This window comes from Methylobacterium sp. WL64 (assembly GCF_008039945.1).
Lineage (GTDB): Bacteria > Pseudomonadota > Alphaproteobacteria > Rhizobiales > Beijerinckiaceae > Methylobacterium.
The window spans coordinates 53,778-79,010 of sequence record NZ_VRVA01000006.1; the positions used below are offsets into that span (position 1 = coordinate 53,778).

22 protein-coding genes and 1 riboswitch are annotated in these 25,233 nt (G+C 68.9%); of the genes, 8 read left to right on the forward strand and 14 right to left on the reverse strand.

Going from position 1 to position 25,233, the window contains the following annotated elements:
- Positions 1–101 precede the first annotated feature (101 nt).
- Positions 102–1,679, forward strand: a complete 1,578-nt coding sequence (locus FV242_RS05110; RefSeq protein ID WP_246692601.1) for a hypothetical protein — start codon at positions 102–104, stop codon at positions 1,677–1,679.
- 60 nt (positions 1,680–1,739) lie between these two features.
- Positions 1,740–3,062, forward strand: coding sequence for an HlyC/CorC family transporter (locus tag FV242_RS05115; RefSeq protein ID WP_147910089.1), 1,323 nt, complete (start codon positions 1,740–1,742; stop codon positions 3,060–3,062).
- Between the two features lie 210 nt (positions 3,063–3,272).
- On the opposite strand, the gene FV242_RS05120 is transcribed toward FV242_RS05115, so the two are convergent.
- Positions 3,273–4,658: an aminotransferase gene (locus FV242_RS05120; RefSeq protein WP_147938202.1), complete on the reverse strand. Its 1,386-nt coding sequence runs from the start codon at positions 4,656–4,658 to the stop codon at positions 3,273–3,275.
- Positions 4,659–4,791: 133 nt separating this feature from the next.
- On the opposite strand from FV242_RS05120, the gene FV242_RS05125 reads away from it, so the two are divergent.
- Complete coding sequence (locus tag FV242_RS05125; protein WP_147910090.1) at positions 4,792–5,352, forward strand: hypothetical protein; 561 nt, start codon at positions 4,792–4,794, stop codon at positions 5,350–5,352.
- A gap of 40 nt (positions 5,353–5,392) precedes the next feature.
- Positions 5,393–5,887, forward strand: a complete 495-nt coding sequence (locus FV242_RS05130) for a glutathione peroxidase (protein ID WP_147910091.1) — start codon at positions 5,393–5,395, stop codon at positions 5,885–5,887.
- A 281-nt stretch (positions 5,888–6,168) separates the two neighbouring features.
- Here FV242_RS05130 and FV242_RS05135 read toward each other — a convergent pair whose 3' ends face one another.
- The 4 genes from FV242_RS05135 to FV242_RS05150 form a co-directional block, all read right to left on the reverse strand.
- The gene (locus tag FV242_RS05135; RefSeq protein ID WP_147910092.1) at positions 6,169–6,468 is read right to left on the reverse strand and encodes a hypothetical protein; all 300 of its coding nucleotides are present in this window, start codon (positions 6,466–6,468) and stop codon (positions 6,169–6,171) included.
- Between the two features lie 132 nt (positions 6,469–6,600).
- Positions 6,601–7,389 carry an ATP12 family chaperone protein gene (locus FV242_RS05140; RefSeq protein WP_147938155.1) on the reverse strand — a complete coding sequence of 263 codons (789 nt, stop codon included), beginning with the start codon at positions 7,387–7,389 and terminating at the stop codon, positions 6,601–6,603.
- 49 nt (positions 7,390–7,438) lie between these two features.
- A complete protein-coding gene (locus FV242_RS05145; protein WP_147938156.1) occupies positions 7,439–8,095 on the reverse strand; it encodes an HAD-IA family hydrolase in 657 nt (218 codons plus the stop codon).
- A gap of 31 nt (positions 8,096–8,126) precedes the next feature.
- Complete coding sequence (locus tag FV242_RS05150) at positions 8,127–8,573, reverse strand: hypothetical protein (protein WP_147910095.1); 447 nt, start codon at positions 8,571–8,573, stop codon at positions 8,127–8,129.
- A gap of 218 nt (positions 8,574–8,791) precedes the next feature.
- Here FV242_RS05150 and FV242_RS05155 point away from each other — a divergent pair, with 218 nt between their 5' ends.
- Positions 8,792–9,505, forward strand: coding sequence for an alpha/beta fold hydrolase (locus FV242_RS05155; protein WP_147938203.1), 714 nt, complete (start codon positions 8,792–8,794; stop codon positions 9,503–9,505).
- Here the strand turns inward: FV242_RS05155 and FV242_RS05160 are convergent.
- The 5 genes from FV242_RS05160 to FV242_RS05180 form a co-directional block, all read right to left on the reverse strand.
- Positions 9,472–10,917 (reverse strand): RluA family pseudouridine synthase, encoded by a 1,446-nt coding sequence (locus tag FV242_RS05160; protein WP_147938157.1) that lies wholly within the window; start codon positions 10,915–10,917, stop codon positions 9,472–9,474. The two genes, FV242_RS05155 and FV242_RS05160, sit on opposite strands and share 34 nt — an antisense overlap.
- 147 nt (positions 10,918–11,064) lie before the next feature.
- A complete protein-coding gene (locus FV242_RS05165) occupies positions 11,065–12,000 on the reverse strand; it encodes a PLP-dependent cysteine synthase family protein (protein ID WP_246692602.1) in 936 nt (311 codons plus the stop codon).
- A 96-nt stretch (positions 12,001–12,096) separates the two neighbouring features.
- Positions 12,097–12,525, reverse strand: coding sequence for an NUDIX hydrolase (locus tag FV242_RS05170; RefSeq protein ID WP_187278332.1), 429 nt, complete (start codon positions 12,523–12,525; stop codon positions 12,097–12,099).
- Positions 12,526–13,012: 487 nt separating this feature from the next.
- A complete protein-coding gene (locus FV242_RS05175) occupies positions 13,013–13,507 on the reverse strand; it encodes a HigA family addiction module antitoxin (protein WP_246692603.1) in 495 nt (164 codons plus the stop codon).
- A 542-nt stretch (positions 13,508–14,049) separates the two neighbouring features.
- The gene (locus FV242_RS05180) at positions 14,050–14,409 is read right to left on the reverse strand and encodes a HigA family addiction module antitoxin (protein WP_147938158.1); all 360 of its coding nucleotides are present in this window, start codon (positions 14,407–14,409) and stop codon (positions 14,050–14,052) included.
- A 399-nt stretch (positions 14,410–14,808) separates the two neighbouring features.
- Positions 14,809–15,005, forward strand: a riboswitch (cobalamin riboswitch).
- A 345-nt stretch (positions 15,006–15,350) separates the two neighbouring features.
- Here FV242_RS05180 and FV242_RS05185 point away from each other — a divergent pair.
- Positions 15,351–17,480: a TonB-dependent siderophore receptor gene (locus tag FV242_RS05185; RefSeq protein ID WP_246692604.1), complete on the forward strand. Its 2,130-nt coding sequence runs from the start codon at positions 15,351–15,353 to the stop codon at positions 17,478–17,480.
- Positions 17,481–17,587: 107 nt separating this feature from the next.
- Positions 17,588–18,937, forward strand: a complete 1,350-nt coding sequence (locus FV242_RS05190) for a PepSY domain-containing protein (RefSeq protein WP_306440288.1) — start codon at positions 17,588–17,590, stop codon at positions 18,935–18,937.
- A gap of 166 nt (positions 18,938–19,103) precedes the next feature.
- On the opposite strand, the gene FV242_RS05195 is transcribed toward FV242_RS05190, so the two are convergent.
- Both FV242_RS05195 and FV242_RS05200 read right to left on the reverse strand, forming a co-directional pair.
- Positions 19,104–20,207, reverse strand: coding sequence for an oxidoreductase (locus FV242_RS05195; RefSeq protein WP_147938160.1), 1,104 nt, complete (start codon positions 20,205–20,207; stop codon positions 19,104–19,106).
- A 282-nt stretch (positions 20,208–20,489) separates the two neighbouring features.
- A complete protein-coding gene (locus tag FV242_RS05200; protein WP_187278333.1) occupies positions 20,490–22,631 on the reverse strand; it encodes a TonB-dependent receptor in 2,142 nt (713 codons plus the stop codon).
- Positions 22,632–22,815: 184 nt separating this feature from the next.
- Between FV242_RS05200 and zigA the strand changes: the two genes are divergently transcribed.
- Positions 22,816–24,033 (forward strand): zinc metallochaperone GTPase ZigA, encoded by a 1,218-nt coding sequence (zigA, locus tag FV242_RS05205; protein WP_147938161.1) that lies wholly within the window; start codon positions 22,816–22,818, stop codon positions 24,031–24,033.
- A gap of 12 nt (positions 24,034–24,045) precedes the next feature.
- Here zigA and FV242_RS05210 read toward each other — a convergent pair whose 3' ends face one another.
- The gene (locus FV242_RS05210) at positions 24,046–24,678 is read right to left on the reverse strand and encodes a MarR family winged helix-turn-helix transcriptional regulator (RefSeq protein WP_147938162.1); all 633 of its coding nucleotides are present in this window, start codon (positions 24,676–24,678) and stop codon (positions 24,046–24,048) included.
- Positions 24,679–24,763: 85 nt separating this feature from the next.
- The gene (locus tag FV242_RS05215) at positions 24,764–25,153 is read right to left on the reverse strand and encodes a response regulator (RefSeq protein ID WP_147853788.1); all 390 of its coding nucleotides are present in this window, start codon (positions 25,151–25,153) and stop codon (positions 24,764–24,766) included.
- Positions 25,154–25,233 lie beyond the last annotated feature (80 nt).

Below are 25,233 nucleotides of genomic sequence, written 5' to 3' on the forward strand. Positions count from 1 at the left end.
AACGCGACAGGTGCGACGCCGGCCCCGGCATGCGTGGTCCACGCCACTTTCCGCTTGCCGGACCATAGGCTAGAGGCTGCCGATCCTTTCCAACAACCCGAATGACAGCGGCGATAGACGTGACATCTTTGAACGCCGCCGCGACGACGCCTGCCGATACCGTGGATTGTCAGTCTAACAACCACGACAAGCCCTGGTGTTTGCCGTCGCGGACCGCGGCGCTGCTCGGTGCCCTGGTGCTCGGCTTCGTCGCAGCACCGCCTCCGGCCGAGGCTCGGGCCGCCGAGGCCAGCGCGCCAAGCTGCTACGTAACCGGGGGCGGCGGCCTGGAGATCTGCCGCGACGGGACCGAGGCAGAGGGCGTGCTGATCGCGCCGGCGCCCTGCGCATTCGTGCGCGGCGTCCAGATCCTGCGGCTGCCGCGCGCGGAGACGCCGGGGCCGCTGCAGATGATCTTTCAGGGCCAGAGCCCGCTGGCGTCGCGCCGGCGGGACGAGCCCTGCCCGGAGCGGCGCGCCACCGACAGCCGCGACGGTGGGTCCTTTCGCACCGGGCGCAGCCCGGAGGCGCTGGCCACGACGCTGCCGCCCTCGGCCGACCGGTTCTGGGTCGATCTCCCCGAGGAGCGTGCGCGGGGCCGCGGCTGGTCCGAGCCGCTTCCGACCGCCGAGGGTATCGGCCCCCGCGACCCGATCGCGGTCTCGGGCCGCGATTGGGCCGGGGAGGCCTACAGCTACGTCTTCCTGCTCGGGCAGGAGCGGGTGAATGTCGGCGGCGACCCGGAACCCGAGTCGGCGGGCCGGCGGCGCGGGCGCCGCAAGTCCGCGCGGGACGAGGCCGCCGACCAGCCGGCCGACATCAGGCGACGGGTGCAGATCGCGGCCCGCACCCTCGACTTCCAGACCTTCGAGATCCGCACGCGCAGCCCGGACGGCTACGGGCTTGCCTGGACGCCGTTCACCCCCGGCGGTCGCGGCACGCCGCCGACCCCCGCCCCGGTGGCCGACGAGGCCGGCAAGCCGATCGCCTCGTCCTGCCCGGCGCCGGCCTTCGAGACCCACGGGCTCGCGGGCTCGATTAGCGTGGTCGACCGCACCTACCACTACGTCTACACGGACGTACTGCCCGAGGATTGCGGGCTCGCCCCCGAGAAGCGCCGCACCGCGCTCTACCTGCGCACCTCGAAGGACCTCTCGGCCGCGAAGGTTTGGTCGGCGGCGAAAAGTCTCGCCGGGCCGCTGCCGCCCGGGAGCATCGTCCGGGTAGCGCGCGCCAAGGGCATGCAGCGCTGGGCGGTGTCCTACACCTGCCAACGCCCGGCCAACGCCCCGGGGGGGCCCGTGGCCGACATCTGCCTGCAATACACGCCCGACATGAACCTCGACGGGATCGGGGCACTCACCCTCTACGCTGACCCGGTGGCGGCCGGCCGCTCGCCGGCTTATCTCGGGCTCCGCTCAGGGGGCGACGGCACCGGCCGCTACGACCGCAGCGCGCATTTCTGGATGACGGATGCGCAGGGCAATCTCGACACCCCGGCGATCTATCCGGGCAAGGCCGGGTTCCTGACTTGGCTCGACCGGCTGGCACCGACGGCCTCAGGGCGCGATGCCTCCACCCTGTACGGGCGGCCGGTCTACTGGGCGACGTGGACGGTGCGCCGGATCGGCGCGCAATAACTCGAACGAGACGCTATATGGGCGGCCTTCCTGCCGCCCGAGTCGTGCCTCTTGGAACCGATGGACACCCATATCGACCTGTGGTTCGCCGCGAGCATCGTGGTGATCTCACTGCTGCTCTCGGCCTTCTTCGCGGGCGCCGAGACCGCTTTCACGGCCGCCTCCCGGGCGCGGATGCACGCCCTCGAACAGTCGGGCGACCCGCGGGCGGCGATCGTCAACCGCATTCTGGCGATCCGGGAGCGCTTCATCGGCGCGATGCTGATCGGCTACAACATCGTGGCGATCGGCGCCTCGGCCTTCACTACCAGCGTGCTCACCGCCCTGTTCGGCAAGAACGGCGTGATCTACGCGACCGTCGGCATGTCGGTGCTGGTCATCGTCTTCGCCGAGGTGCTGCCGAAGACGCTGGCCATCTCCAAGCCCGACAAGGCGGCCCTGCTGATGGCCCGGCCGGTAGCCTTCGCGGTCGCCATCATGGGCCCGGCGGCGATCTCCATCGAGCACTTGGTTCGGCTAATGCTGAAGCCGTTCGGCATCACCATCGGCGAGCACCAGTCGATCCTCACCGCCTCCGAGGAGCTGCGTGGGCAGGTGGCGCTGATGCACCGGGAGGGTGGCGTCGCCAAGGCCGAGCGCGACATGCTCGGCGGTCTGCTCGACCTATCGAACCTGTCGGTCTCGGACGTGATGGTCCACCGCACCAAGATGCGGGCGATCGACGCCGACCAGCCCTCCGAGGACATCGTCCGGGCGGTGCTGGCCTCGCCCTATACCCGCATGCCCCTCTGGCGCGGCACGCTCGAAAACATCGTGGGCGTGCTCCACGCCAAGGATCTGCTGCGGGCCCTCGACGCGGCGGGCGGCGACGCCTCGGGGCTGAAGGTCGAGGCCCTGGCGCTGGAGACCTGGTTCGTGCCGGGAACGACGTCGCTGCGCGCCCAGCTCAAGGCGTTCCTGACCAAGAAGACCCACTTCGCCCTGGTGGTCGACGAGTACGGCGAGGTCATGGGCCTCGTGACCCTGGAGGACATCCTGGAGGAGATCGTCGGAGAGATCGCCGACGAGCACGATGTCACCGTCTCGGGCGTGCGCCCGCAGGGCGACGGATCGGTCAATGTCGATGGCGGCGTCCCGATTCGCGACCTCAACCGGGCGATGGACTGGAACCTGCCCGACGACGAGGCCACCACCATCGCGGGCCTGGTCATCCACGAAGCCCGGACCATCCCCGACCAGGGCACCGCCTTCAACTTTCACGGATTCCGCTTCCAAGTGATCCGAAAGGCCAAGAACCGGATCACCACCCTGCGGATCACGCCGTTGACCGCCACGGGCATCCAGACCACCGCGCAGGCGGAGGCTCAGCGCGACCCGGTGTGAGGGGTCGTCGGGGGCATCCGATGAACACGCCTCCGCCGACAGCGGGGGAATCGAACGAACGACCAAGCCGCCGCCGCGTCATCCCGGGCCCGCCTGCGGCGCCCCGGGATGACGCGGCGGGTCCCGGAAGCGCCGCTGCGAGGATCCCGGCGTCGCACGACAAGAGGGACAGGTCGCGCCAAACACCTCGATAAGGCTCGGTTCAGACCCTTAGCCTACCGCCTCCAGCCCCTCGGAGCGGATCCAGTCGCGGGTGCGGTCGAGCGCCCGGCCGAGCCGGTCGAACAGCGCGTCGATCTCGTCGGGGCTGATGATCAGCGGCGGGCAGACGGCGACCCGGTCGCCGGTGAGCGCTCGCACGATCAGGCCCTCGGCCTGCGCGAAGGCGACGCAGCGGGCGGCCACACCGGCCTTAGGCTCGTACTGGCGCTTGCTGGCCTTGTCGGCGACGATCTCCAGGCCGCCGATCAGCCCGATGCCGCCGGCCTCGCCGACGATGTCGTGCTCGGCCAGCGCAGAGAGCCGGCGCTGGAAGTGCGGCGCCTTCTCGGCCGCGCCCTCGATCACCCGGTCGCGCCGGTAGATCTCGATCGCCTTCAGCGCCACCGCGGCCGCGACGGGATGTCCGGAATAGGTGGTGCCATGCCCGAAGGTGCCGAGCTTCTCGCTCTGGCCGATCATCGCCTCGTAGAGCGGCTCGTCGATGCTGACGCCGCCGAGCGGCATGTATGCGGAGGTCAGTGCCTTGGCGAAGGAGATCGAATCGGGCCGGATCCCCAGCGCCTCGCTGCCGAACCATGTGCCGAGCCGGCCGAAGCCGCAGATCACCTCGTCGGCGATGAGCCGGACCTCGTATTTCGCCAGCACCGCCTGGATCGCCGCAAAGTAGCCGCGCGGCGGCACGATCGCCCCGCCGGCGCCCATCACCGGCTCGGCTATGAAGGCCGCGACCGTCTCGGGGCCCTCGCGCAGGATCGTCTGCTCCAACTCGTCGGCGAGGCGGGCCGAGTAAGCGTCCTCGGTCTCGCCCGGCTGGGCGCCCCGGTAGAAATGCGGGCAAGCGACGTGCAGGAAACCGGGCAGCGGCAGGTCCCAGTCGGCGTGGTTCGCCGTGAGGCCAGTCATCGAGGCGCTGGCGACGGTGACGCCGTGATAGCCCTTCTGCCGCGCGATGATCTTCTTCTTCTGCGGCCGGCCCAGCGCGTTGTTGTAGTACCAGGTCAGCTTCACCTGCGTGTCGTTCGCTTCCGACCCGGACGATGTGAAAAAGATCTTCGAGGTCGGGACCGGCATCAGCTCCTTGAGGGTCTCGGCCAACTCGATCCCCGGATCGTGGCTGCGACCGGAGAACAGGTGGGTGAAGGGCAGCCGGCCCATCTGGACCCGGGCCGCCTCCACCAGTTCCGCATTCGAGTAGCCCAGCGCGGTGCACCACAGCCCCGACATGCCCTCGATGTAGGACCGGCCCTCCGTGTCGTAGACGTGGACGCCGTCGCCGCGCTCCAGGACCAGGGGGCCGGTATGTCGGTGAGCCGACAGGTTGGTGTAGGGGTGGAGCAGGGTTTCGACGTCGCGGGTCGCGAGATTCGAGAGCATCGTTTGCACCGTCCTCATGCCCAGGGGATCCGCCACACTACCGACCCGATGCCCGCGCAGGTAGTCCCGCGGCCCTGCGCCCGGCCTTTGCCGGATGCATGCCCCCGTGTTTGACCCGCGCGACGCACGATTCATGCTCACTTCCGGTCCTTCACCCGTCCTCGCGCCCGAAACCTTCGTGGCGCAGCCGGCCCCAGGCCGCGCCTGCGGCGCCTGCACCCTGTGCTGCAAGGTTTACGACGTGCCGGCGGTGGAGAGCGTCGCGGGCCAGTGGTGCCGCCATACCAAGGCCGGCCAGGGCTGCGCGATCCACGCGACGCGCCCCGACCATTGCCGGGCGTTCCACTGCCTCTGGATGACCGAGAGCTGGCTGGGCCCGGAATGGAAGCCCGACCGCGCCAAGATGGTGCTTACCCTGGACCCCCTGTCCCGCAACATGAACGTGCAGGTCGATCCCGGCCAAGCGAACGTCTGGCGGCGGGAGCCCTATTACGGCCAGCTCAAGCGCTGGGCAGCGGCCTCGGTGCCCCTCCGGCGCCACGTGCTGGTGCACGTCAACAAGACCACCACGGTCGTCCTGCCCGACCGCGACGTCAGCCTCGGGGTGGTGGGGCCGGACGAGCGGATCGTCTCGCACGATCGGATGACCCCGCAAGGTCCGAGCTTCGACGTGCAGAAGGTGAAGGCCGCGTAACACCCTTGCGGCATCCGGCCATTTGCCCGACTGATCGGGCATGACGACGATCCACGATTTCACCGTGCCGGCGGCGGACGGCAGCCCTTATCCCCTCGCGCAACATCGCGGCGAGGTACTGCTCATCGTCAACACCGCGTCGCGCTGCGGCTTCACCCCGCAATATGCCGGGCTGGAGGCCCTGTGGCGGGCCCATCGCGCCGAGGGTCTGACGGTATTGGGCTTCCCCTGCAACCAGTTCGGCGCCCAGGAGCCGGGAGACGCGGCCGAGATCGCGAGCTTCTGCGCGCTGACCTATGACGTCAGCTTCCCGGTGCTCGGCAAGGTCGCGGTGAACGGGACTGACGCCGACCCGCTGTTCGACCACCTGAAGCGGGCACGCTCGGGGCTGTTCGGCACCAGGGCGATCAAGTGGAACTTTACGAAATTCCTGATCGCGCGGAACGGCGAGGTGGTCGCCCGGTTCGCGCCGTCGGCCAAGCCCGCCTCGCTTGAGGGGAAGGTCCGGGCAGCGCTGGCGCAGCCGGCGGGGTGAGGATTTTCGAGACCGTTGCCGCTTTTCCGGGGTCTCGTCTCAAACCCGTATCCCGACGATATCTGCGTCCCTCACTCTGTCATCCCGAGTCGCTTCAGGCGAGCCCGAGATCCAAAGCCGCCTGTTTTACAAAGGCTTGAGCCGTCGGCGGCTATCAACTTCGAGCTCCGTTTCGCGGCCCCGGGATGACAAGGGGGGTATCGAACACCTGGGACACTCTAAGATCCCAAGGCGCCTTGCATGTCTCCGGGATGGCGCAGCGGCCGGATTTGAACCCAGCCTCAGGCCGGGTCGGCCTCCGCGAGTGGTCGGGTCTCCCCCGCCAGCCGCAGCAGGCTCCGCAGGGGCGCGATCCGCGACGGGCGCATCGCGTCGCGCAGGATGCCGACCAGGAATCGGGCCTCGGCGATCTTGTGCAGAGTGGTATCCGCGGCGCCGGCGATCAGGGCCTGCCGCTCCAGCCGTGACAGGGCCGCGAACAGCGCCTCGCGCACCGACGCGTCGTCGGAAGACTGCTTGTCGGAAAGCAGCGCCGTCAGTTCGCCTTCGAAACGACTGTCTTGGCAAGGATCGACGCGCATGGATGGTCCGAAGGCTGGAATATCCGGACTCTAAGTCACTCTTCGCAGCCTGTCAGCCGGTTCTGCGTCCTGGCGGCAGCGAGTCCGGGCATGTTGCGCAAGCGCATCTGCGCAATCCACCCGGGCCCTCCCTCAGACGCTGGCGATCAGTTCGGCTGCGGCCTCGAACTCCGCCCGGCGGATCGCCAGCCGCGCCTCGGCCTCAGCATCCCGGCCCCAGACGGCGGCTTGATAGGTCTCGTCCACGTGGGCAGCATCCCAGGCCTCGGCCGGGCTGAGGCGGCCGCGCAGGACCGCGAGCGCGATCAGCAGCGAGCCGGTCAGCGTGGTAAGCGTGTGCAGGCCGGCCAGCCGGAACGGGCTCTCCACCGCGGCGACCGCCTCAGATAGCGACCGGACCGTGTCGGGCGGCTGCTCGACATGCATCACGCCCTCGCTGAGGATCACGCGGGCGCCGAAGGTGTCCCGAGCCCAGTCGAGCACAGGGTCCCACGCGGCGGCCTGAGCCGAAACCAGACGCTCCGGATCTCCGGCGCGATACGCGATCAGGTCGGTGCCCGCATAGGCGCAGAGATCCTCCACCACGGCCGCGTGCCGCAGGGCGACACCGTCGATGCTGGTATTGGCGATCCGAGTCAGCGGCATCTTGGCCGGATCGATCACCGTGTCCTGCGCCGCCCATTCGGCCGCGACCTTCTCAGCCAGCGCCCGCGTGGGCAGGCTCAGCGGATTGCGGGCGGGCGTGTTGGCCGGACGGCCGTCGAGGGTCAACCGGAACCCGTCCGGCCCTTCCGCGAAGCCGGCCTCCTTGTAGAACCGGCGGGGGAGGGCGGGCTTGGCATGGCCGCGGGCCGCACGCACCGGGTCGGGACGTTCCCCATCGCCCGGTTCGCCGAGCCACTCGTTCGTCACATCGCTCATGGATGCCAGATAGGATCTTTCCGGTGCGTCTGCGAGCCTCGTTGCAAGGCTAGGTCTCACCCCTGGAGAACAACCCCTCCAGCGCGCCCGCGCTCGACACGACCGTGACCGCCCCGGCCCCGTAAAGGGCGCCGGCCGGGTGGTAGCCCCAGCCGACCCCGATCGCCACGGCACCGGCCGCGACGCCCATGCCGATGTCGAAGGTCGTATCGCCGACCATGATGGTGGCGTCCGGGGTGCAGCCGGCCTCCGCCATCGCCTGCTGCAGCATGGTCGGGTCGGGCTTGGAGGGGGCGTCGTCCGCGCTCTGCGTGGTGGCGAACCAATCGGCCCAACCGTGATGGGCGATCAGGCGATCGACCCCGCGCCGGGACTTGCCGGTTGCGAGGCCGATCAGCACGTCGTCGCGGGCATGAAGCCGCGCCAGCAGATCGCCCATCCCGGGAAACAGCGGCTCCTCGTAGGCGGGGTCGACCCGAAGGCGGTTATAGGCCTGCTTGTAGCTCTCGGAGAGGTCCGCGATCGGCCCGTCCTCACCGACGAGGCGCCGGAACGCCTGCGGCAGCGACAGCCCGACCACCGAGAGCGCCTCGCGCCGTCCCGGGGCAGGCAGGCCGTTCTCCGCGAAGGCGAGCCCCTGGGCGGCGACGATCAGGTGCTGGCTGTCGACCAAGGTGCCGTCGACGTCGAACACGATGAGCTTCATCGCCGTGTCACGTCCGGCACGAGACGACCGGTCACGGCTTCCGGCCCGGCTGTACCGGTTGGCCGGGATTCTGCTGCGCCGGCTGGCCGTGCGTGCGCTCGTAGCCGAGCCGGCAGCGGATCAGGAACCGTCGGCGCTTGCCGCCGCGTAGGCCGCGCTGGTGGGAGGCGCGGTTGCAGGCCGCATAGGACCGCCGGCGGCGCTCGGCCCGGGCGCTCGAGGCCGGGCGCTGGGCGGCCTGCGGCGTGGTTGCGGATGGGGCGGCCGAAGGGGACATCGAAGGGGACAATGGAGGAGCGGCCGGAGGCGCCGGCTGTGGGGCCTCGCCCACCGGCGCGGGCTGCGCCGACTTCGGCACGCTGGCCGCTGGGGCTGGGCTCGCCGGGACGGCCGGCTTGGGCGGATCGCCCGGCGCGGCGTAGGCGGCCGGCCCGACCAGGCAGAGGACAGCGAGGCAGGCCAGCGTCGCGAGCTTCATGCGTCAGGGTCTCGAACCGCGGGAAATCGGCCCCGCGGCGGAACGGCGGGTCGCGGATCAGCATATGAGGCGAGGCGGCCAATTGCCAAGGCGTGCCGGTCGGGAGACTTTCAGGCTGCGGTCCGCGCTTCACCGGGGAGGCGCGCGCCGCATCTCGAAAGAGGGGCGCCGCTCGGACACCGACGATGCGCCGGGCCACCGAGGATCACGACCGCGCCATGCCCCTCGTTCTGCTTCCCGGCTTCATGACCGATCCGGACCTGTGGGCCGACATGGCCCCGAGCCTCGCGCCGTTCGGGCCGATCCTGCACGGCGATCTGGGCCGGGACGACAGCATCGCGGCGATGGCGCGGCGGGTCGTCGAGGAGGCGCCGGACCGTTTCGCCCTCATCGGCTTCTCGATGGGCGGCTACGTGGCGCGCGAGATGGCCCGCATCACACCGGAGCGGTTCGGAGCGCTCGTATTGATCGCCACCTCGGCGCGGGCGGACACACCCGCCCAGGCGCGCCGGAAGGATGCGGCCGTCGGGCACGTGCGCCGCCATAGTTTCACCGGGCTCAGCCGGTCCGCAATCCGTGGATCGGTGCATCCGGACCGGGCCGGTGACGACGCCCTGATCGCCCGCATCTGCCGCATGGGCGACCGGCTCTGGGGCGACGTGTTCCTGCGCCAGGCCGGACAGACGCGGGCGAGCGACCGGGACAGGCTCGGCGCGATCGCCTGCCCGACCCTTGTGGTGGCAGCAGCCCAGGACGGCCTGCGCAGCCTCGACGAGGCGCGGGAGCTGCGAGACGGCATCCCCGGCGCCGCCCTGATAGTGATCGACGGCTCCGGCCACATGCTTCCGATGGAGGCCCCCGAGGCGCTGGCAGAGGCCATCGTACCGTGGCTGCGCGATCAGCTCTCCGGCGCCTCGACGATCGGATCGTAGCGGGAGGCGTCGAAGCCCAGCAGGTTCCAGCTCTGGGCCATGTGCTGCGGCAGCGGCGCGCTGACATCCACGGGCCGGCCGGTGCGCGGATGCGGGATCACGATCCGCCGGGCGAGCAGGTGGAGCCGGTTCTGGATCCCGCCCGGAAGCTCCCAGTTCTCCACGGAAAAGTATTTCGGATCGCCGACGATGGGGTGGCCGATATGGGCCGCGTGAGCACGCAGCTGATGGGTCCGCCCGGTGACGGGCTTGAACGACAGCCACGACAGCTTCTGGGCGGCCTGATCGACCATCGCGTAATAGGTCAGCGCGTGGCTGGCGCCCTCGTCGCCATGCTTGGCCACCCGCATCCGCGCATCGGCGTCGGTGGGCTCGTCCTTGGCCAGGTAGGTCGAGACCCGCCCCTGCCGCACCCGCGGCACACCCGCGGTGAGCGCCCAGTAGATCTTGCGCGCCGCCCGCGAGCGGAAGCTCTTCGCCAGCGTCGCGGCCGCCAACCGGGTCTTGGCGATGATCAAGCAGCCGGCCGTGTCCTTGTCGAGACGGTGGACGAGGCGCGGCTTCTGGCCGTCCGGGCCGGTCAGCGCGGCGAGCAGCCCGTCGACGTGGCGGACGGTGCCCGACCCGCCCTGGACCGCAAGGCCGAACGGCTTGTTGAGCACCATCATGTCGGCATCCTCGTAGAGGATCAGCGAGCGCAGGAACTCGGCATCGTCCTGCTCCCGCGCGGCGCTGCGCGGGCGCTCGGTCGGCTGGTCGAGGCGCAGCGGCGGTACGCGCACGCTCATGCCCGGCTCCAGCCGGTCATTCGGCTTGGCGCGCTTGCCGTCGACCCGTAGCTCGCCCTTACGGACGATGCTCTGCACCCGTGTGAAGGGCAGGAGTGGAAAGCGCGCGGTGAGGAAGCGGTCGATGCGCATGCCGGCCTCGTCCGCCTCGACCGTCAGGGTCTGCACCCCGGAGGCGAGGGTCGCGGAGGCGGCAGCGCGCTGCTCGCGCCTTGTCGGGCCGGCCGGCGGGGCGGGGGGCGAAGGCTGGGCAGCCGGCCGCGTCTCGACGGGTTTGGCATACGCCTTCGCGGCCGGCCTGGCGCTCGGCCGGGGCGGGGCCTTGCGCGGGGGCGCGGCATCGTCGCGCTCGACCCGGGCAGGCCGCGGCCTCGGTTTCGCGGCGGCAGCGGCGGCGGCCGCAGCCGCAGCCGCAGCCGCAGCCGCCACAGCGTGGGGCGTGCCCGGTGCGGTCCAGGGATCGCGCGCGCCGGCATCGTCGCCGCGGTTGCGGGCCGCGCGCTCGGCCGCGTCGCGGGCGCTGGTGCGCGGGCCTGTGCGGGCGCGATCGCCATACGGCTGAAACTTACCGGACGGGGGCCTGCGTCCCTTCGGGCCGCCGCGGGGAGGTGGTCGTGTCGTCATGATTCCGCCAGCACCCGTCTCCGCTTCGGACGGAACGTCCGGGCGCATCGGCCGCGGCGTCGCGGAGGACCCGGACCGATGGGGTCACCCGGCTCTAGCATCGCGGGGGCGCAGCGGCAAAGGCGGCGATGGCCGACGCCACAACCATCAGTATTTGAGGCCGCTGTCGCACAGCACCGTCACGGCGACCGCGTCTGCCGGCAGGCGACCGGAAATGAGCAGGGCGGCGGCGACGCAGACATTGGCGGCGGCCGAGTAGCCGACATGCAGACCCTCCCGCGTCGCCAGCAACCGGCGCCATCGCACGACCTCGTCGTCGGTCACCGCGACGGCCAGATCCATGAGCCCGGGATCCCAATGCGGCGGCACGCTGCCGTACCCCGTCCCCTGCAGGACATGACGCGGCTTGGTGACAAGCTCGCCCGCCAGCGGCCGGCAGCCGTCGGGCTCCACAGCCACACAGACGACGCGCGGATCGCGCGCCCGGAGCGCTGCGGCGACACCCAAAAACGTCGCGCCCGTCCCGACCGAGGCGACCCAGGTATCGACCCGCCCCTCGGATTGCGCCCAGATCTCCGGCCCGGTCGTATCCCGGTGGATCGCGACGCCCTCCGGGGCATGGAACTGATCGACATAGAAGCCGCCGCGTTTACCCGCCAGGCGTTGCGCCGACTCGACGGCAGCCGCGACATCGGCCCCGGTCACCTGCCCCGGCACCCCATCGACCTGCGGCACCAGCACGACCTCCGCGCCGAGCGCCTCCAGCATCCGTGCCCGCTGCGGGCTGTTCCCCGCCGACAGGGTGACGAGCAGCGGATGACCGAGCGCCGCGCAGGCCACGGCGAGGCCGGCCCCCATATTGCCGCTCGACATCTCCACCACCGGGGCCGCCGGTGCCAAACGGCCGTCCGCCCGCGCGGCGAGCAGGATGGCGCGGGCGGCACGATCCTTCACACTCCCGCCGGGCTGCATGAATTCGGCCTTGGCCAGGATGCGGCCCGGCCCGGGATGGACGCGACCGAGGGCGATCAACGGCGTGCCGCCGATCAGATCGAGGGCGGACGCGGCGATGGGGTAGGGCACGGACGCGGGCTCGGCGTGGGTGATTCCACCGCCGTCGTTTAGCAGCCGCACCGTGCGCCCGGCAGGGAAAGCGCCCTTCGGCACAGGTACGCGCGCCTACGATCGCCGCTCGGCCAATAGCCGCGCCTTCAGTCCGACCGGGTACAACGCGGGACCGCCGTCGCGATCGAGGACGTCCAGATCGTACCAGCGGGCGACGCACGGCGTGCCGCAATCCTCGTGGAAGACGACGCATTCCCGCGTATCGAGCGGGCCCGGCGGCAGGCCAACCGGGAACAGAAACAGCACCTCGTGGCCCGAGCTGCCCTCGTGGGTGTAGAGGTTCTCCGTCACGAACGGGACGCCGAGGATCCGCACCGTGAGACCAAGCTCGTCCCGGAATTCCCGAACGAGCGCCGCCTCGGCCGGCTCAACGAATTCGACGCTGCCCCCGAGCTGCCGCACGCCCTTGAGGCGCCCGTCGTCGGTATAGACCTCGGCGACGAGCAGCTGGCGCCCGCGCCAGGGCAAGCCCAGCGCCTTCATGCGAATCTCTGGTGGGGGGCGCTAAACATTCATGCGGCCTGGTATGCTGCGGCTCGTAAACCGACAACGGCCCGGGGTGCAGGGTCCGTGGCTCCCGGCGGCGGCGCGCAACGCCTCGTTGTCGGCCGTACACTCTACCAGATGGGTCCAACGTGCCGAAAGCTTCGTCGAGCGGGTGTTCTATTTCACCGCTGCTTCATCGAACGCCGACGCAGCGGGCGTCGCGAGCCCTTGGACCCCCTCCGGGCCTACCCGGGCCTATCGGCTGCTCGGACTATTCTGTCGAACAAGTTGAGGCTTTGCAGGGCGAGCATACAGTCCCGCCCTCGGCTGCGACAGCTTCGGTCTCCATGATCCCTAGATCTGCTCCCGAACACGTTGCCATCGGGAGCAGTTCTAAAGCCTTGATTTAACGCGCTCACGTATGCCGAACCCGCCTCCGACTTCGGCGGCGATCGCTCGAGCCGAGATCCGATAGGTGCGAACGTTACGCGAAGGCGTGCTTCCGTTCGGACGTATGAGCCCGTGTCTGCGCAACCTGGAGCCGTGTCGCGGCGACCTGGGACCAGGCCTTGGACATTGACTCGTTTCGAACATTCCGCTCGCGCCTGCGCACGGCGGCGATGTCGAACTGCTTCTGCATCTCCATCATCATTTCCATGCTGTACCCGAACGCCTGCTCGATCTGGAAAGCCAGGTCGGCAGTCAAAGGGGTCTTCTCGGTGAGAAAGTCGGTGAGCGCGTGACGCGTGACGCCCAGAAGACCGGCAGCCTCCATGATGGTCAGGTTGCGCGGCTCGAAGACCTTGCGGCGAACAAACAGACCGGGATGACACGGATTTGCCGGTTGATGGACAGCGTTCACCTGGGACTCCTTCGTCGATTGACACAATCGTTTTCGGATGAGCGTTTTGATCGACTGATCGGAACTGCGGCAGACCTCACGGGCACATGGGCGCAAGCAGCGCTCCATCAGCAACATCAGAATCGCCGACTACCTCAGCCACCCACAGTCTTACTTTATTTTGCCGGTTATATATTTTATTGTCTTGCAGATCCGATCAAATCGCCGATATCAACCGGATTGCAGCATGTCAATCTCATCCAGATTTACAAATTTATTTCGAATAAATCGAGAATTTGACTGTATTAATCTGCAAAACTTCAGAAATATGCATAATGTTTTGATCGCGATACAGCCTGAGCAAATGTCTCCGATGAAACACGATCAGGGTCGCGTGCGCGGTACCGTCCGATCTGGAGAATGCCGATCGCCTTGGCCCGTGACGACGAACGATATCAAGGCATGGGGACTGGTCCCCCTGCGATCGTCACCCGGTCCCGCGCGGAAACGTGCCGAGGTGTTTTCCGGAGCCGTCCATCATGCGTCGCAAAGCGGTGCGTCCCGGCCAAGAAGCGACGACAAGGCGTGGAGGCCCGACCAATGCGCGTTCACCCCGCGTCGCGCAGGGGAGATCCGGTAACGGCCCGGCATCCCGGACAACCGGTCGCCACGAATTGAGCTCACCCAAACGCGTGAACGCGCTTGACGATTACCTGAGGCCTTTCGGTCGGGGTCTGGACGCCGGTCCGGCCCGCGAGTTCCCTCTCGACCTTCTGTTCGAGTTTCCGCGCGCGCGAGATATCGTAGTGGGTCTGCATCTCCATCAGCATCTCCATGCGGGCCCCGAACACCTTCTCGACCCGCAGAGCCAGTTCGGCCGTAAGAGCGATCTTCTCGTTCAAGAAGTCGGACAGCGTTTGGCGCGTCACGTTGAGCAGGCTGGCCGCAGCCATGACGGTTAGGTTACGCGGCTCAAGGATATTGCGGCGAACGAACCCGCCAGGATGACAGGGATTCTCTAATACATAAGGTGAATTCATAATGATTCTCCTACCAGGTTTTGCAAATTTGGCGAATAAGCGACAGAGCGAAAACCACTATTTTAGCCGATGCGCCGTCTTGAACCACCTCCGATTTCGGCTCGAAAATTTTACGCGACAGATCAAAAAAAGTTCCGGTATTTTTATAAAGGTAAAAAGCGGATGTCAATTTGCTTAGTTCCAGAATAACAACGCTGATATTTGGAAAATAAATTTATAATTCGTTAGAACAGCAAGTCATGTCCAAAAATACTAGTACGGTGGAAATACAAAATTTTGCGCCATACCGTCGGGGGCCCGTGATCCGTTAAGCATCGCGCGAGGCGATCGTGCGCCTGATCGCAGGCCGCCCACGCAGGGGGCCGGATATCCACACGCTTGACGTTCCACCGGCATACAGCCACGCTAGTCGGCGACGGTTCCCCTCGGGGATCAAAAGGGAACGCGGTGAGGGGCCTGCCCTGAAACCGCGGCTGTCCCCGCAACTGTGAGCGGCGAGTCCTTCACCACCACGTCACTGGGTCTCAAGCCCGGGAAGACGGTGCGAGGGCGGCGACCCGCGAGCCAGGAGACCTGCCGTCAGCCGTGGTCACACGCGAAACGCGTCAGGCGGGGTGTCCTGGCGGGTGTCGAGACGGCCGTGCGCGAGCGCGGTCGGCGAGGCCTCGTTCGCGGTGACGTGCCACAGCAAGCGCGCCCGCGTCCCGGTTCCCGATGCTTTCCCTTGTCGTGCCGATCCCGGCCGCGTTTGCACGCGGCCTGATCCTTCACCCGGGCCGCCGCGCGTGGACCGGACCGGATCAGACACGCATCCGCAATTGTAATGTTATTACATTGCTATTAGGGCATCTGAACCGGCGGCCGCCGCGCTCGGACCTATCCTCACCATGTCGCGATCCAAACTTCCTCGTCGCAGCCGGCGTAGACCGCTCTGCGGTGCCATGCTCACGCTCCTGGCAAGCCCGGCCGCAGCCCAGGAAACCGTGACCCTCGATCAGCTCTCCGTCGAGGGGGAGGGCGGCGTCAGCCTGACCCGCGCTGCGCCGACCGGGCTGAACCTGCGCACGCCCGACCGGACCGCGAGCCGGCTCGGGCTGACGCCGCTGGAGACGCCGGCGAGCGTCGATATCGTGTCGGGCGAGACCGCACGGCTGCGCGGCCAGGACACGATCGCCGAAGCCGTGACCCAGGACGCCACCGGCATCACCACGATCGCGGCGCCGGGCAACGGCAACGGCGCCTTCACGTCGCGCGGTTTCGCGGGCCCGAACTCGATCCAGCAGCTCTACGACGGCACACGCTTCTATGTCGGGGCCAACACGGTCACGTTCCCGTTCGACACCTGGAACGTCGAGCGTATCGAGGTGCTGCGCGGCCCGTCCTCGGTGCTCTACGGCGACGGCGCCATTGGCGGCGTGATCAACGTGGTGCCGAAGAAGCCGGTCTTCGCGCCGATCAACACCGCGCGCGCGGTGATCGGCACCGACGGCGTCGCGCGGCTGGCGCTGGATTCGGGCGGGGCGCTCGGGCGCGAGGAATTCGGCGACACCTTCGCGTACCGCCTCAACGTCAGCGGCAACCGCGCGGATGGCTGGATCCGGCCGGAGGGCGATTTCCGCAACCTCGCCGTCTCGGCCGCCCTGCTGTTCCAGCCGAGCCCGGACCTCGCCGTCACGGTGAGCCACGACCTCGGCTACCAGGAGCCGGCGCGCTACTGGGGCACGCCCCTGGTCGAGGGTAGGATCCCGGACCTGATCCGGTTCAACAACTACAACGTCCGCGACGCGAAGATTACCTGGTCGGATAACTGGACCCAGTTCAAGACCGAGTGGACGCCCTCGGACGACATCATCGTGCGCAATACGGCCTATCGGCTCACCAGCCGGCGGCATTGGCTCGATACCGAGCAATACACCTACAACCGCGGCACCGGGCTGGTCGACCGGGGCAGCTACACCGAGATCTACCACAGCCAGGAACAGGTCGGGAATCGCCTGGACGCGAGCGTCAAGGGCAACCTGTTCGGCCTGCCGAACGCGTTCGCGGTCGGGTTCGACGTGAACCACATCGACTTCCGCCACACGAACAATTTCACCTTCGACCAGACCACCAGCGTGCCGCTGATAGGCTACGATCCAGGATACTTCCCGCAGAACGGGCGGGCGCAGCCGGCCTACGCGACACAGACCAGCCAGGCCTCGGTCTTCGCCGAGGACCGGGTGATCCTGTCGGACAAGCTCTCGTTCCTCACCGGCGTGCGCCTGGACGTGCCGACGCTCCGTCGCGAGGATTTGCAGAGCGGATCACAGTTCGAGAAAACCTATCAGGCGCTCGGCTACCGGTTCGGGCTGGTCTACAACCCGACGCCGGACAACGCGCTCTACGCCCAGTACAGCTTCGCGACCGACCCGGTGAACAGCCTCATCACCCTGACGCAGTCGCTCTCAGGGTTCCAGCTCGCCACCGGCACGCAGGTCGAAATCGGCGCCAAGGGCCTCGCATTCGACGGCGCACTGGAATGGACGGTTGCCGGATACCGGATCGTCAAGGACAACCTGATCTCGACCGTGCCGGGTCAGCCGACCGTGTCGACCCAGGTCGGCCAGCAATCCTCGCAGGGCTTCGAGCTGGCGCTTGGCTGGCACCTCGCCCCGGGCTGGCGGCTGGACGGCAACCTCGCGCTCCTGCACGCGCAATACGATACGTTCAATCAGAGCGTGAACGGCGCGACCGTCTCGTATGCCGGCAACCAGCCGATCGACGTGCCCGAGCGGGTCGCCAACCTGTGGCTGACCTGGGACTTTGCCCGCGCCTGGACGGCACGCGTGGGGCTCCAGAACGTCGGCCAGGTCTACAGCGACTTCTCCAACACGGCCCGGCGCCCGGCCTACAACCTCGTCAACCTCGTGCTCGACCATCAGGTGACGGCGGATTCGCGCCTGAGCCTGCGGGTCTACAACCTGTTCGACAAGGTTTACGCGATCAGCGGCAATGCCGTGAACGGGGTCGGCACCAACTGGCTGCTCGGCCGGCCGCGCTCGATGGAAGTCGCCTACACGGTGACTTGGTGAGGCAGCGGGTCGGCAAAGCCGCGCGTCGCTGGCTGCTGCTGTTCCACCGCTGAGCCGGGATCGCCACGGCCCTGATCTTCGCCCTGTGGATCGGCTCCGGACTGGTGATGCTCTACGTGCCGTTCCCGGCACTCACAGCGGCCGAGCGCCTCGCGCGCCTCGCCCCGATCGTCTGGGAGACCGTCGCGGTCCCGCCGGACGCGGCGCTCGCCGCCGGCGACCTTGCGGGCGTGCCGGCGGCGTTCGCGCTGGAGATGCGCGGTGCCGAGCCGGTCTACCGGATCACAGGCCGCGACGGGGGGCGGGCGACCGTATCGGGCCGTACCGGCGCGCGGCTCGGCCCGGTTGGTGCGGAGGCGGCCTTGCGGCTCGCCGCCGGGGATCGGCCGGATGCCCGCGTCGATCCGGTCGAGCGGGACCAGTGGACTGTGACCGCTCGCTACGACCCGCTCCGGCCGTTCCACAAGGTCGTCTTCGATGACCCGGAGGGGACCGAGCTCTACGTCTCCGCGGTAAACGGGGGGATCGCCCTCGACACGACCCGGTTCGAGCGGGCCTGGAACTGGCTCGGTTCGGTGCCGCACTGGATCTACCTGACGCCGCTGCGCGCCCGGGCGGAGCTGTGGCGGACAGTGCTGCTCTGGCTCTCCGGATTCGCCGCCCTCGGGGCGGTCAGCGGCTTGGTCGTCGGGATCTGGCGCCTGCGCCTGCGCCGCCGCTATGCGCACGGCGCCGTCACGCCCTATCGCGGGCTGGCGCGCTGGCACCACCTGTTCGGCCTAGCGGGCGGGCTGGGGCTCGGGGCGTTCATCCTGAGCGGCTGGATCTCCATGAACCCGAACCGCTGGTTCGCATCGAGCGCGCCGCCGACCGCGCTGCGCAGCGCCTACGCTGGAACGCCGGGACCGCTCGGGCTCGATGTCGGGCGGCTGCGCGATCTCGCCGGCCCGGACACCCGGTCGCTGCGCTTCACCACGGTCGGCGGTCGCTGGTGGGTGGTCGCCGAGGCGGTGGACGGCCCCCGCGCTGTCGCACCGGACGGCGGCCCCGGTCCGGACGCGGCGGCCCTGGCCGCCGCCGCCGCGGACGCGATCCCCATGGGACATCTACGGGCAGCGGGCCTGCTCGGGGCGTACGATGCCTACTGGTATCCGCATGGGGTGGACCCGCGTCCCCTGCCGGTTCTGCGCCTGCGCTTCGACGATCCGGACGCAACCTGGCTCCATATCGACCCGCGCGACGGCACCATCCTGCAGCGCCTCGACCGCTCGGGTCGCATCAACCGTTGGCTGTTCGATGCGCCCCACCGCCTCGACTTCCCGTTTCTGAGCGGACGGGCCGCCCTGCGCAACGCGGCGCAGTGGCTCCTGAACCTGCTCGCCGCCGGGATCGCGGTCACCGGGATCGTCGCGGGCTGGCGGCGCCTCGGCCGGACTGTTTCGACGCGGGCTCGCTGAGCGGAATGGGGCAGCTCTTGGCAACCGCCCCGGCAGTCCAGGGCCGCGGAGCGGAGCCCGGATGACGGGGCGGTTGCTCGGTGGACGGCTGCCTAACGCTCTGCCGCCTCGAAGAACCGCGTCCAGGTGAACCGCCGCGACTTGCGTTCGCCTGCGCCCTTCGACCTCAGACGTGTGGCGATGCCAGGTCATCCTCCGCGAACTGGGATGCGGATCGCTCCTCCGGCACGAGCGGCAGCGCCACCGTCGTCCCGGTCCGCGCCGAGGTCAAAGCCGCGTCGATGCAGGCCATCACCTGGAGGGCCTCCAGCGCCGGCGTATGGTCGACGGCGCCCCGGGAGATCCCGTGAGCCACGTCTTGGTAGAACCGGCGCTGGTCCCCGGCCAATGCGGGCAGGCGCCTCACGCTGCCGCGCCCGTCATGGACCGCGATCCCGTCCGAATCCTGGCCCCAACCCGGGGCGCCCGGAGCCATGCCGGCGAGAAGCTGCTGCTCCTGTCCGTCGAGGTGTTGCTTGACGAGGCTGCCGCCCTCGCCGTGGACGACGAAACGGGGCGATCCACCGGCGACCACCATGCTGGCGTGCAGGACCACGCGCACGTCCGGATAGTCCAGCACCACGTGGGCCCAATCGTCGGACAGCGCACCTTTGCGCAGCCGAGCCAGGTTCGCGGTCACCCGGTCCGGCAGACCGAAGAGCTGGAGCGCCTGGTCGACGAGGTGCGGGCCGAGATCGTACCAGATCCCGCTTCCCGGTCCGGCCCCCTCCCGCCACCGGTCACGGACGCCGGGGCGGAACCGGTCGAAATGCGATTCGAAATGCCGGACCTTGCCGATGACCCCGTCCGCGATGGCGGTTCGGACGCTGAGGAAGTCGCTGTCCCAGCGCCGGTTGTGGAACACCGACAGCCTCCGGCCATGGCGGCGCGCCAGCGCGACCAGGCTGCGCGCCTCGGCGAGGTCGAGGGTGAAGGGCTTGTCGATGACGACGTGCTTGCCGGCCGCCAGGGCGATCCGAGCCAGGGGCGCGTGCGTGTCGTTGGGGGATGCGATGACCACGAGATCGACGCTGTCCGAGGCGGCGACCGCACCGGGATCGGCGATGACGCGCATACCGGGAAGGTCGGCCTGGACCTTGGCCTTATCCCGCGAAGCGACCAATCGGAGGTCGAGCGCCGGAACCGCACGGATCAGCGGCGCGTGGAAGGTTTTGCCGGCATAGCCGTAGCCGATCAGGCCGACTCGGATCGGTGCAGTCACGCTCGCCATGCAGGTGTCGTCCGGTCGGAATCATCGGGGCCACGCGCTTATAGCCCCGCGGCCGACACCGGTTCACCACCTCCGGAGCGCGAAACCTCCGATGCTGTCCAGACGGAGGCCACCGTGAGCTTCCTTCACCGTCATCACGCGCGCAACGAAGCGACCCAGGGCGGCGCGGCACGTCCGAGGATGGCGCCTTACTGGGTTGCGTCGCTGCACTCGCGCAGACGGAGGCGCTCGCAGGCCATCGCGTGAAACCATATCCGGTGCGGCCGGCGTCTCAGCCCGCCCTCAGAACCGCGCGGTCAGGAACAATCGCACGTTCCGCCCCGGCAGCAGGATCTCGTCCTTCTTGAACGAGGTCGAGTTGCGGATGTCGGCGTCGAGCAGGTTCCGACCCTGGACCCCGAGGGTGATCGCGCTCGCCCCGTAGACCGCCGGATCGACCGCCTTGGTGTAGCTCAGCTCGGCGCGCAGATCGTCGTAGCCGGGGGTGGGGGTCTCGAACAGGGCGGTCGCCTGGTGGTCGAAGGCATGGAGCAGGTTCACCCGGGCGAACCAGCCATCGGCCCGCAGGTAGACGCCGCCGCCGAGCCGGTAGGGCGGGATGCGCGGCACGTTGGTACCGTTGTCGAACTGCGCGCGCACGAAGTCGAATTGGGCCTCGATGCCGGCGAAGCCGTTGCCGACGGGCAGGATGTCGTACTGGCCGATGATCTCGGCACCGTAGAAGGTGGCGTTCTGCTGCTGGTAGACGATCTGCCGATTCTCGGTGCCGGTGCCGCAGGATGCGAAGTCGTCGTCGCAGGCGAGCCCGGTGAAGTTGCGGTAGATGAAGCCCGTGTAGCGCGTGTAGTAGCCGGTGGCGTCGAGGCGCAGCGGGCCCTCGGCCCGGCGGATGCTGGCCTCCACGGTTCGGGCGCGTTCCTTCTTGAGGTCCGGGTTGCCGATCTCGAAGGTCGCGGTGGCGTCGTGCGGCCCCTGCGAGAACAGCTCGTAGCCGGTGGGTCCGCGCTCGACATAGGAGCCGTTGAGGCTCGCCACGAAGCCGAGGGGCAGGTCCTGCAGGGCGCCGATGCTGGCGCTCTTCGGGGCGAAGCGCCGGGTCCGGGCGTACTGGAACGGATCCTGCCCGTCGACCGGGGCGTAGTCCGCGGGGAACTGCGCCGCGATGCTCGACAATCGGTCCACCTCGTAGCGGCCGGCCGCCTGCAGCCGCGTGCCGGGGCGCAGCTCCAGCTCCTCGAACAGGTAGACCGCGTTGGCCCGGGATTCGGTCTTGGGCAGGAACGATTCGAGCTGGGTGTTGATCACCCGCCGGTCCGACTGGAAGCCGAGCGCCCCGGTCAGCACGCCGAACGGAGTCTCGACCGGGACGTGCTGGAGTTCCAGCCGCCCCTCGGCCTCGCGGTTCTTGAAGATCGCCTGGACACCCTCGATCCCATCCTCGCCGATGCCGACCTCGTTGTGGCGGTAGACCGAGTATCCCGCCCAGTAGCGGATCACTTCGAACGGGCCGTCGAGCGGCCGGTACTCGCCCCGCGACAGGACCCGGTCCTGGTTCGGGGTCAGGCGGGTGCGGTTCTGCTCGGCGACGCCGCCCGGGATCGCGTAGATCGCGTCGTAGTGGCTGAACGAGATGCCGACGAAGCCGCGGTCGCCGATCGCCGAGATGCCGACCGCGCCGCCCTGCGACTCGTTGTAGGAGTTGCGCTGGATCCCGCCCGGGATCGCGTAGCTGTCGTTGGCGGTCCTGAAGCCGTCGGCGTGAACCGCAATCCCGTCGCCGCCCGCATCCACGGTGGCGGCGCCGAGCCGGCCGTTGTCGACGCTGGAGAAGCCCGTGGTGACCTGACCCTGCACGCCGTTCGCCGGGATGAAGGTCGGCACCCGGTTGTTGTCGGCCGAGACCACGCCGCCGATGGCACCGGAGCCGTAGCGCAGGGTCGCGGGTCCGCGGATCACCTCGATCCGGTCGGAGACCAGAGGGTTCACCGGGACCGCGTGGTCCTCGCCGAGATCCGAGACGCCGCCGTTGACGATACCGTTCTCCTGGATGCGCACGCGGGCATTGTCGAGGCCGCGGATGATCGGCCGCGAGGCTGCGCCCGGCGCGTAGGTGGTGGACGAGATACCCGGCCGGTCGAACAGGGCGTCCCCCAGGGTCCGGGGCTGGTCGCGGGCGATCTGGTCCTGGGTGACCACGGTGACCGGCGAGAACGTGTTGGTGGCCACCGGGAGAATGCCGGTCTGGAGCGGCGCCGCGGGTCCGGCCGCAGGCTGGCCGGTCTGGATCGGGCTCGGGCTGGTGACGCTGATCTCGTCGAGGGCCACGGCCTTCTGCGCCTGCGCCGGCACGGCGAACAGGACGGCGTAGACGGGCGCCGACAGAATCGTGCCGGCCAGGAAAGCAAGGCGTCGCGTCGAGGTCATCGAAACTCACACAGTGTTATATCGTTTCATTCAGGCTTCGGAGCGGATCGATGCAAGGGCCGATCGTCCGGCTTCTCGTGATCGTTCGGAAACGTTACATCGTTACAACACCCGGAATGGCGGGCTTCGACGGGACGGTGTGCCGAAGGTTGACAATGCAATGTTATAACGTTGGTATCATGGCATGACCAAACTCCATCGACGCCTTCCCGTCACCGTTCTCTCCGGCTTTCTGGGAGCCGGCAAAACGACGCTGCTCAATTACGTGCTCAACAATCGCGACGGCCGGCGGGTCGCCGTCATCGTCAACGACATGAGCGAGGTGAACATCGACGCCAACCTCGTGCGGGCCGGTGGCGCCGGCCTGACTCGAACCGACGAGACCCTGGTCGAGATGACCAACGGCTGCATCTGCTGCACCCTGCGCGACGACCTGCTGGACGAAGTCCGGCGCCTGTCCGAGGCGGGACGATTCGACTACCTGCTGATCGAAGGCACCGGGATTGCCGAGCCGCTGCCGATCGCTTCGACCTTCGCGTTCCGGGACGAGGCCGGGCGCGCGCTCTCGGACGTCGCCCGCCTCGACACGATGGTGACGGTGGTCGATGCCGTGAACCTGCTGAAGGATTACGGCTCGGCCGCGTTCCTGCGCGAGCGCGGCGAAACGGCGGGGGCGGAGGATACCCGCACGCTCGTGGACCTGCTGGTGGAGCAGATCGAATTCGCCGACGTGGTGGTGATCAACAAGGCGCACGACGTCTCGGACGCGCACCTGGCCCTGGTCCGCTCGGTGGTGCGCGGGCTGAACGCGGATGCGCGCATCCTTGAAATCGATTACGGGCGCGCACCCCTCGACGCGATCCTCGATACCGGGCTGTTCGAGGAGGAGAAGGCGCAACAGCATCCGCTCTGGTTCAAGGCGCTGTACGGCGCGCACGAGCACGTGCCAGAAACCGAGGAATACGGGATCACGTCCTTCGTCTACCGAGCGCGGCGGCCGTTCGATCCGCAGCGCTTCAACGCTTTTGTCAACGAAACCTGGCCGGGGCTGATCCGGGCCAAGGGCCATTTCTGGCTGGCGACGCGGCCGGACTGGGTCGGGAATTTCTCGCTGGCCGGCGCCGTGGCGCGGGTCTCGGCCATGGGCTTCTGGTGGTCGGCAGTGCCGCGCCGACGCTGGCCGGAAGCGCCCGAGTTCCGGGAGCGCCTCGACGCGGTCTGGAGCGAGGTCTGGGGCGACCGGCGCCAGGAATTGGTCTTCATCGGCACCGGGATGGACTGGGACGCACTCACCGAAGCCCTGGATGCGTGCCTCGTGGCGACCGACGACGCGGAGACGTTCGACCCCAAAGCCTATCGCGACTTGCCGGACCCGTTCCCGGCCTGGCGCCAGGCGGCCTGAGCCGGCAGCCCGTCAGACCGGGATCGCCTCGACCTCGTCTTCGGCCTCTGCATCGATCTCCGCGTCGACATCGGTGAGCTGGCCGGAGGCGCCGGCCGCCTCGGCGAGGCCGCGGGCGGCCTTGCGGAGGAGCTTGCGGAGGCGGCGCCGGTCGGTCTTGTCGAGATGGTCGAGCAGCTCGGCCTCGACATCCTCCTGGATCCGCTCGATGGCCTCGGCCTTCGCCAGGCCGGCCTCGGTGAGCTGCACCCGCACGACGCGGCCATCTCCCGATTCGGCCCGGCGCTCCACGATCCCCAGAGCCGCGAGCCGGGTAACCGTCTTGGACGCGGTCGGCGGGCGGACCCGCAGGAGGGCGGCGAGGTCGCCCATCGTCATGGTGCCGGCGGCGGCGAGCGCCTGGACCACCTGCTCCTGTCCGGCGAACAGGCCGAGCTTGGCCAGCCGGTCACCGGTACGGGCGCGGTGCAGGCGCGCAGCCTGCACCAGGGCCCAGCCGACGCTGCGCACGCCAGGTGGCCGCATCTTCTTGGACGAACCTTCGGACGCACCCGCGTCCTTGGTCTCGCGCTCACGTTTCTGCTTGTCGCCCACCGGAGCGCCCGCATCTATGCCGGCGGCCGCCGGACCATCCTGAACCTGCACCGTCCACTCCCGTCCCAAGGCCGCCCGGTTTCCTGTGGCGCGCGCGGGTGACGGTGCGATGACGGGGGCCGAAAACGCCCTGCACTCAACAGGGCATCAAGCGCTTCAGCCGGTCAAGGATGTCCTCGCCCGTGCACGGACGGGCGATGAAGTCGGCATGGGCGGGCATCCGGGCCGGATCGGGCGCGGCCCGCCCGGACACGATGAGAATCGGCAGTTGCGGGCGGGCCTCGGCCACCGCGCTCGCCAGGTCGAAGCCGTCGGTCTTTCCCGAGAGCTGGACGTCCGTCACCAGGCCACAGATGTCAGGCCGCGCCTGCAGGATGCTGAGCGCCCGCTCGGCGGAGGCACATTGCACCGTGTCGTAACCGCCATCCTCCAGCACGTCCCCGAGGTCCATGATCGTCAGCGCCTCGTCCTCGACGAGGAGGATCACCGGCCGATCGCCGCCCGAAACCGTCTGCTCGCTCGCCACTGTGTACTCCCTCCGGCAGCGTCCGACCGCGAGGGCCGCCGCACGCGTTGTCAGCGGTGAGCCAACGGCAGAAACGGTTC

What these genes read in the sequence shown, in the direction of transcription:
- FV242_RS05110 (WP_246692601.1), top strand. Translation starts at nt 102, where the DNA reads ATGACAGCGGCGATAGACGTGACATCTTTGAACGCCGCCGCGACGACG.
- FV242_RS05115 (WP_147910089.1), top strand. Translation starts at nt 1,740, where the DNA reads ATGGACACCCATATCGACCTGTGGTTCGCCGCGAGCATCGTGGTGATC.
- FV242_RS05120 (WP_147938202.1), bottom strand. Translation starts at nt 4,658, where the DNA reads ATGCTCTCGAATCTCGCGACCCGCGACGTCGAAACCCTGCTCCACCCC.
- FV242_RS05125 (WP_147910090.1), top strand. Translation starts at nt 4,792, where the DNA reads ATGCTCACTTCCGGTCCTTCACCCGTCCTCGCGCCCGAAACCTTCGTG.
- FV242_RS05130 (WP_147910091.1), top strand. Translation starts at nt 5,393, where the DNA reads ATGACGACGATCCACGATTTCACCGTGCCGGCGGCGGACGGCAGCCCT.
- FV242_RS05135 (WP_147910092.1), bottom strand. Translation starts at nt 6,468, where the DNA reads ATGCGCGTCGATCCTTGCCAAGACAGTCGTTTCGAAGGCGAACTGACG.
- FV242_RS05140 (WP_147938155.1), bottom strand. Translation starts at nt 7,389, where the DNA reads ATGAGCGATGTGACGAACGAGTGGCTCGGCGAACCGGGCGATGGGGAA.
- FV242_RS05145 (WP_147938156.1), bottom strand. Translation starts at nt 8,095, where the DNA reads ATGAAGCTCATCGTGTTCGACGTCGACGGCACCTTGGTCGACAGCCAG.
- FV242_RS05150 (WP_147910095.1), bottom strand. Translation starts at nt 8,573, where the DNA reads ATGAAGCTCGCGACGCTGGCCTGCCTCGCTGTCCTCTGCCTGGTCGGG.
- FV242_RS05155 (WP_147938203.1), top strand. Translation starts at nt 8,792, where the DNA reads ATGCCCCTCGTTCTGCTTCCCGGCTTCATGACCGATCCGGACCTGTGG.
- FV242_RS05160 (WP_147938157.1), bottom strand. Translation starts at nt 10,917, where the DNA reads ATGACGACACGACCACCTCCCCGCGGCGGCCCGAAGGGACGCAGGCCC.
- FV242_RS05170 (WP_187278332.1), bottom strand. Translation starts at nt 12,525, where the DNA reads ATGAAGGCGCTGGGCTTGCCCTGGCGCGGGCGCCAGCTGCTCGTCGCC.
- FV242_RS05175 (WP_246692603.1), bottom strand. Translation starts at nt 13,507, where the DNA reads ATGTTGCTGATGGAGCGCTGCTTGCGCCCATGTGCCCGTGAGGTCTGC.
- FV242_RS05180 (WP_147938158.1), bottom strand. Translation starts at nt 14,409, where the DNA reads ATGAATTCACCTTATGTATTAGAGAATCCCTGTCATCCTGGCGGGTTC.
- FV242_RS05185 (WP_246692604.1), top strand. Translation starts at nt 15,351, where the DNA reads ATGCTCACGCTCCTGGCAAGCCCGGCCGCAGCCCAGGAAACCGTGACC.
- FV242_RS05190 (WP_306440288.1), top strand. Translation starts at nt 17,588, where the DNA reads ATGCTCTACGTGCCGTTCCCGGCACTCACAGCGGCCGAGCGCCTCGCG.
- FV242_RS05195 (WP_147938160.1), bottom strand. Translation starts at nt 20,207, where the DNA reads ATGGCGAGCGTGACTGCACCGATCCGAGTCGGCCTGATCGGCTACGGC.
- FV242_RS05200 (WP_187278333.1), bottom strand. Translation starts at nt 22,631, where the DNA reads ATGACCTCGACGCGACGCCTTGCTTTCCTGGCCGGCACGATTCTGTCG.
- zigA (WP_147938161.1), top strand. Translation starts at nt 22,816, where the DNA reads ATGACCAAACTCCATCGACGCCTTCCCGTCACCGTTCTCTCCGGCTTT.